The following is a 6,349-nucleotide window of genomic DNA, read 5'->3' as shown; positions in this document are numbered from 1 at the left end:
ACTCACGACCCAATCAACCTGACCGTTTAGACAGAAGGAAATTATGTCAAACCAGAGAATAAAAACGAAATTGCCCCCACGGATCGTTCCCGCAATCGCCGGGTTTCAAAGGAGGACATTCACGAAGCAGGCGACAGCCTTGCTTGTACTTTTGGTCGCATTTGTCTATTCAACGTCATCACTCCTGGCCGGAGTCATGATGCAAGGTTTCTACTGGAATACACCCGGTGGATGGTACAACACAATGAGCGGGCAGGCGGCTTCACTCAAAAACATGACGGGCGGTTATGGCATTAATCGCATCTGGTTTCCGGTGCCGCAAAAATCGGCGAGTGGCGGTTACTCGATGGGTTATGATCCGTTTGATTATTACGACCTGGGTTCCTACAGCCAAAATGGCGGACCGGGGACGCACTTCGGCACGCAGGCGGAGTTGAAATCAGCGATCTCGGCTTACAAAGCACAAGGAGTTTCGTGCATTGCGGACATTGTATTGAATCATCGGAGTGGCGGGCGAGGTGAAGCCAATCCAGTAGCCGGTGGGACTACCTATACGGATTTTAGCGGGGTGGCGAGCGGGATGTGCAAATGGCACTGGGATTCGTTCCATCCAAATAATTATGAGACCAGCGATGAGGGAACTTTTGGCGGGTATCCGGATATTTGCTACACCGCAGGCAGCGCCTACAATGATATGAAAGCGTGGTTGAACTGGTTGAAGAGCACGAGCAATGCGGGTTTTGATGGCTGGCGTTATGATTACACCAAGGGTTATCACTCGTGGGTGGTGCATGACATGAATGCCTCTTCGAGTCCTTCGTTTAGTGTGGGTGAGTATTGGGATTCGAACACCGGGCTTCTGGATACGTGGACCAGCGCGGCGAATTCATCGGCATTTGATTTCGCGGCCTATTACACCCTGCAGAGCATCTGCAATAACACGGGTGGCGGCGGATATTTGCCGGACCTGCTGGACCCAAGCAAATGTTATGCGGCCAAGAATCCCGGACGGGCTGTGACGTTCGTGGCGAATCATGACACGGATCAGATTACGACGGATAAGATGTTGGGTTATGCTTTTATCATCACTTACCAGGGATATCCGTGCATCTTCTGGCAGGATTATTTTAATTACGGTCTGGCAACCGGCGGTGGAAGCGGGGCAGGCTGGGGAAATGGCATCAAGCAACTGGTTTGGTGTCGCGAGAAGCTGGCCAATGGCGGACCGAACATCCAGATCATGAAGAGCAATGATGGTGATTGCCTGATTTATGGCAGCTACGGAGTTTCCGCTTCTTCGCCCGGTTACATCGTGGTGATCAATGATAATTCCAGCGCGTGGAAAGGTTATACGGTCAATACAGGGAACGCTTATTTGAAGAGCAAGACATTGAAGGCCTATGCGTGGTCCTCGACGGTGAGCGGACAGAATTATGCGCCGAACAATCAGAACTGCGATGGAAGCGGCAATGTGCAAGTTTGGGCTGCTCCGAGAGGTTATGCGGTTTATTCGGTGAACGGATTGTAAGGGAAACGAATTCGTTTTAACGCGAGAAGGCATGTCTTTTATTGGGCATGCCTTTTTTGTTGGGCAGGAGGTCCAGGTGTGGGAGGGTAATGACAACCCGATGGAAGCTGAACAAAATGTGTGGCGTGTGTCGCAGGAGGTGCTGAAGTATAACCGTGAAGGCGGGAATGTGTATGTCAGTGGGCAGTTGAGGGTGACGGCGGAGGTGAGCAATCTGGCACTGAACAAAAGCGTGGGGATGCGCTACACCTGTGATGATTGGCGCTCATATCGGGAGGTTGAAGGGGTGTGGTCGCATCATGAGTTCGGCACAGATCGAGATCGGTTTGTGATTCATTCTGAATCGATGATTCCGCCGGGAATACGGGTGGAATACGCGATTTATTATGCGGTTAATGGTTTGGTGCATTGGGATAATAATGCTTCGGCGAATTATTGGGCGCAGTTTTGAGGGAAGCTCGAGGTCATTTGCCTCGTACGAATGACAAACCGGTTGCGGCGAGGCGTGGAATGTGCGTTATTGGGGGCACAAAAGGAGGGTAAATCTTATGTCGGCATATGCAAAACCGGTCGCATGGTTTTTGGCAAAGTGGCTTGGTTGCATGCTGTTGGTTGTGGTGGCTGCTCCTCAGGGATTTTCACAGGAGGCAGGAGGTGAATATGTCGCGCCGGCGTACGCTGTTCCCACAGACAAAGCTCCTGGGATGCGGGTTCAATCGTTGAGCGAAGAAAATGGGAAGGCGGAATACGCAGTCATTTTTGGGAAAGGTGATGAGGTCTTGTCCGGGTTGCAGGAGTTTGCAGAGAGTCATCACGTTACGAGCGCGCATTTCACTGCGATTGGGGCGCTGAGTGAAGCGACGCTGGCGTGGTTTGACCCGCAGCGCAAGATGTACCGGAAGGTACCGATCAATGGCCAGGTGGAGGTGCTCTCGATGGTCGGCGACATCGCGCTCTATAAAGGAAAGCCTGCGATCCATACGCACATGGTCGTGGGGTTTTCCGATGGAACAACGCGCGGTGGACATGTTCTCAATGCGCAGGTATTCCCCACGCTGGAGGTAATGGTGACAGTGGACCCGAAGGCGATGCATAAACGGCTTGATCCGGAAACGGATCTGACATTGATCGATCCGACTCTACAGTAGCAGGACCCTGACCAATCGATAACAGCAACGTTGCACTCTCAAAAGGAAACTTATGAAAGACTCGATGCGAATTCAGTTGTTGATGATGCCTGCGCTCGCGGTGGTTTCTGCGGCATTATTGATTGTCAGTCCACGCGCAAACGCGCAGCAACCGCCTCCGCAGCAACCCAAGCCCGCAGACCAGCGCCCCTCTTCATACATCTTTCCGGTGACCGTGGAGCCTTTCGATGTGGTGCGAGCGCGGGATAAGGAGGCGAAGCCGCGCGTGATGGCCGAGCACCAGAAGCTGCTCGACGAGCGTTACGACCTGCGACGTCACGTTGATGAGAACGTGCACATGACGCGCGGCAAGCCGATCCCAGTGGGGCCGACAGCGAAGATTAAGAATGGGCTGACGTTTGAGCAAGTCAGCAAGATGTCGCCGGATGAGATCCGGGAGAAAGGGGTATTCCCTTATCTGCCGCTGCCGCACATCGAACATATGGTGGGCGGCATGGTCTTCCCGCAAACCCAAATCAAAGCGCAGCCCCGGCTGGAACGTTTCGACATGGACTTTGACCTGCCGGACTGGTTCCTGCCGGAGTTTCCCCCGGCGATGTTTCTGACGACACGGAAGGACCTCGGCGATGTTTCCCGAGGGCAACTGATCACGCTCACGAATTTCTTCGAGCTCTTCAATGGCATTCTCAATCCCAAGCAGCTTGAAGGCCTGCGCCTGTTGCTCACCCAGTTTCCCCAGCAGCAGTTCAATGCCACCGATGATCGCAAGACGGAAAGGGCCGACGGGATGATAGGGGTCGCCTGCTTTGATTGCCATGTCAACGGCCATACCTCGGGAGCCACGCATCAGGTGGGTGACATCCGGCCGCAGGCGAATCGCCGTCGCATCGACACGACGAGTCTGCGGGGCGTCAATATCCAGCGACTGTTCGGGTCGCAAAGAGCGCTGAAGTCGGTCGAGGACTTCACGGAATTTGAGCAACGTGCAGCGTATTTTGATGGCGATCCGGTTATTGCCACGAAGAAGGGTGTGAACATCCTGGAGCGCGGATCACAAGTTCATTTCATGGCGGAAATGCAGGAGATATTGGATTTTCCGCCAGCGCCAAAACTCGATATACTTGGACGGCTGGATCACTCCAAAGCAACTGAAAGTGAAGTGCGCGGCGAGGCACTCTTTTTTGGCAAAGCGAACTGTGCTGCGTGCCACCCGGCACCTTTTTATACGGACAATCTGATGCATGACCTTGCGGTGGAAAGATTTTTCAAACCGCATATGGAAGGCGGCATGATGATGACGGCGCAGGGCCCGATTAAGACGTTTCCACTGCGTGGGATCAAGGAGTCGCCGCCGTATCTTCATGATGGGCGGTTGTTGACGCTGGAGGATACGGTTGAGTTTTTCAATTTGATTCAACAACTGGGTTTGACGCAGGCGGAGAAAGGGGATTTGGTGGCGTTCTTGCGCGTTTTGTAAGGTGGGGGCAAAGGAGAAAGTTAAGTTGTGAAATGGGCGCCAAGGCTGGCGCGGGGGATTGGATCGCGGGTCGCGTGCGTGGGTGTAAGCGATGTATATGGATGTGGTCTGGTGGAAATTTATCTGCTCAGGCCTCGTACGGAAATAAGCTGACCCGATCTGCTGGTCCTCCGGGTGCCAGTCGGCGTTGCTCTCAGTCGCAGATCGCCTGGGATATGCTCTTTCGTCGCGCCTTGACTGGCCCCCGGATGTCGGCGCAGCTCGTATCAGCTTATTTCCGTACGAGGCCTTAGTTTCCGATTCCCAGCCCCCGAGATCTTGACTTGTTGGGGGTTCGGAGTTAATTCCCGTTCCCAATGAATTGGCTTTGGTTGGTCACCATTCTTCTGTTGGCGTGTGGTTGTTGTACGGAGCGCCGTTCCGGAACAGAGCAGACCACGCAGTTGACTGAATCATTGGGGCGCATTGCCGTGGCTTCGGATGGTCGGAGTTTTGTGGACGCTGAATCGGGGCGTCCGTTTCATCCCTGGGGGATGAATTATGGTAATGCCGGGCAATTGATGGAGGATTTCTGGGATAAGGATTGGGAGCCCATTGAGAAGGATTTTCACGATTTGAAGGCCATGGGGGCGAATGTTGTCCGGGTGCATTTGCAGTTCGGCAAGTTCATGCGGGCACCGGATGAACCCAACAAGGAAGAGTTCAAGCAACTTGTTCGGATGTTGCAGTTGGCTGAGCAAACGGGTCTTTATCTGGATATAACGGGACTGGCATGTTACCGGCCTGCCGATGTGCCAGCGTGGTATGATGCGTTGGACGAGTCAGCGCGCTGGACCGCCCAAGCACGGTTTTGGGAGGCGGTGGCGGAGGTGTGCGCCTCGCATCGGGCAGTGTTCTGCTATGACCTGATCAACGAGCCATTCTCGCCCGGAGCACGCCGCGAGCCGGGGAAGTGGTACCCGGGCATCCTGTTGGGCGGTTACGATTTTCTGCAATTCATCGCGCTGGATCCGGCGGGGCGCAAGCGCGAGGAGATTCCAGTGGAGTGGATTCGGCGCATGACAACAGCGATACGCAAGCATGATCAATCGGCCTTGATTACGGTAGGTTTGTTGCCGTGGTCGCGGGAATGGCATCATCTTTCCGGATTCGTGCCAGAGAAGGTGGCGCCCGAACTGGACTTTGTGAGTGTGCATTTGTATCCGGACTCGAAAAAGAGTGGTGAAGCATTGGAATCGTTGCGTCTATTCGCGGTGGGCAAGCCGGTGGTGATTGAAGAGACATTCCCGTTGAGCTGCGGCGCGGAAGAGTTAAAGACATTTCTGCGTGCGTCGAAGGTGTTTGCATGCGGCTGGATGGGGCATTACGACGGCAAGACGCTCGAAGAATTGAATGCGTCGGAGCGGGCGGGCCGGATCACTCCCACTCAAACTATTTATCGACAGTGGTTGGAGCTGTTTATCTCGCTCAAGCCGGAGTTTGTGCCGATGAGGGATAATTCGGGAAAATAGGACGGATGGGATCGTGGGCTGCGGGCGCGGGTGGTGTTTTTGGCTGGCCTGGCTAGGGCAATAGGTGATTATGTTCACAGCAGGATGTGAGCAACCATTAGCAAAAAAAAGATCGAGGCAAATTTATGATTGATATAGCGACGATTCGAGGGCGTAGGAAATTTCTGTTTTTGATGTGGCTTGCCGTGATGATGCTGATGGGGATGGTGTTTCAAGGTCAGTGCCGGGCGGAAGGGGCGAAGTTGTCGGAGGAGGATAGGAAGGCCTTGGAGCAGGTGGGGAATTTTCATGAGGTTCGAGCGGTGACGAATTTGCCGCCGGCGATCGTCGCACTTTGTGTCGGGGAAGGGGGGAGCCTGGCGGAGCGCGGGGGAAAATGGAATGCGACGGACTTGGTGACGGATGAGAGTGCGCCGATGCATCGGCTGATTTGGGCGATGAAAGGTGGAAATTATTATGTAGTGCATTTTGAAGCGGGTGGGCGGGGGCACAATTTTCACGTGCTGGTGGCGGTGATGGACAAGGAGGATGCGAAGCCGAGATTGGCGATGGACCAGGTGGGGTTTCGTAAGGTTAAAAATTATAAAGCGTTTGTGGAGTCGTTGGGGCAGAATGAATTGAAAGAGCCGCCAAAGTCCAAGTGAAGGGGCAGCGTGGAGTTTTGTTTGGTTATGCTTAGATTTTT

The 6,349-nt window shown here is 53.9% G+C and carries 6 protein-coding genes; all 6 read left to right on the top strand.

The window, feature by feature from the left end:
- Window positions 1-43: 43 nt before the first annotated feature.
- The 6 genes from CFLAV_RS21160 (at window position 44) to CFLAV_RS21135 (ending at window position 6,308) form a co-directional block, all read left to right on the top strand.
- The gene (locus CFLAV_RS21160; protein ID WP_007416874.1) at window positions 44-1,528 is read left to right on the top strand and encodes an alpha-amylase family protein; all 1,485 of its coding nucleotides are present in this window, start codon (window positions 44-46) and stop codon (window positions 1,526-1,528) included.
- A 31-nt stretch (window positions 1,529-1,559) separates the two neighbouring features.
- Window positions 1,560-1,979 (top strand): phosphatase, encoded by a 420-nt coding sequence (locus CFLAV_RS21155; RefSeq protein WP_007416873.1) that lies wholly within the window; start codon window positions 1,560-1,562, stop codon window positions 1,977-1,979.
- Between the two features lie 97 nt (window positions 1,980-2,076).
- Entirely contained in the window at window positions 2,077-2,676 is a 600-nt protein-coding gene (locus CFLAV_RS21150) for a PPC domain-containing DNA-binding protein (protein WP_007416872.1), read from the top strand.
- Window positions 2,677-2,728: 52 nt separating this feature from the next.
- A complete protein-coding gene (locus CFLAV_RS21145) occupies window positions 2,729-4,153 on the top strand; it encodes a hypothetical protein (RefSeq protein ID WP_007416871.1) in 1,425 nt (474 codons plus the stop codon).
- Between the two features lie 356 nt (window positions 4,154-4,509).
- A complete protein-coding gene (locus tag CFLAV_RS21140; protein WP_007416870.1) occupies window positions 4,510-5,664 on the top strand; it encodes a cellulase family glycosylhydrolase in 1,155 nt (384 codons plus the stop codon).
- A gap of 125 nt (window positions 5,665-5,789) precedes the next feature.
- On the top strand, window positions 5,790-6,308 hold the full coding sequence (locus tag CFLAV_RS21135) for a hypothetical protein (RefSeq protein ID WP_007416869.1): 519 nt from the start codon (window positions 5,790-5,792) through the stop codon (window positions 6,306-6,308).
- The last annotated feature ends 41 nt before the right edge of the window (window positions 6,309-6,349 follow it).

Source organism: Pedosphaera parvula Ellin514, assembly GCF_000172555.1.
GTDB lineage: Bacteria > Verrucomicrobiota > Verrucomicrobiia > Limisphaerales > Pedosphaeraceae > Pedosphaera.
The sequence above is the reverse complement of the archived record's forward strand: the minus strand, read 5'-3'. Positions and strand labels throughout refer to the sequence as shown.

What these genes read in the sequence shown, in the direction of transcription:
- CFLAV_RS21145 (WP_007416871.1), top strand. Translation starts at nt 2,729, where the DNA reads ATGAAAGACTCGATGCGAATTCAGTTGTTGATGATGCCTGCGCTCGCG.
- CFLAV_RS21160 (WP_007416874.1), top strand. Translation starts at nt 44, where the DNA reads ATGTCAAACCAGAGAATAAAAACGAAATTGCCCCCACGGATCGTTCCC.
- CFLAV_RS21140 (WP_007416870.1), top strand. Translation starts at nt 4,510, where the DNA reads ATGAATTGGCTTTGGTTGGTCACCATTCTTCTGTTGGCGTGTGGTTGT.
- CFLAV_RS21150 (WP_007416872.1), top strand. Translation starts at nt 2,077, where the DNA reads ATGTCGGCATATGCAAAACCGGTCGCATGGTTTTTGGCAAAGTGGCTT.
- CFLAV_RS21135 (WP_007416869.1), top strand. Translation starts at nt 5,790, where the DNA reads ATGATTGATATAGCGACGATTCGAGGGCGTAGGAAATTTCTGTTTTTG.
- CFLAV_RS21155 (WP_007416873.1), top strand. Translation starts at nt 1,560, where the DNA reads ATGTCTTTTATTGGGCATGCCTTTTTTGTTGGGCAGGAGGTCCAGGTG.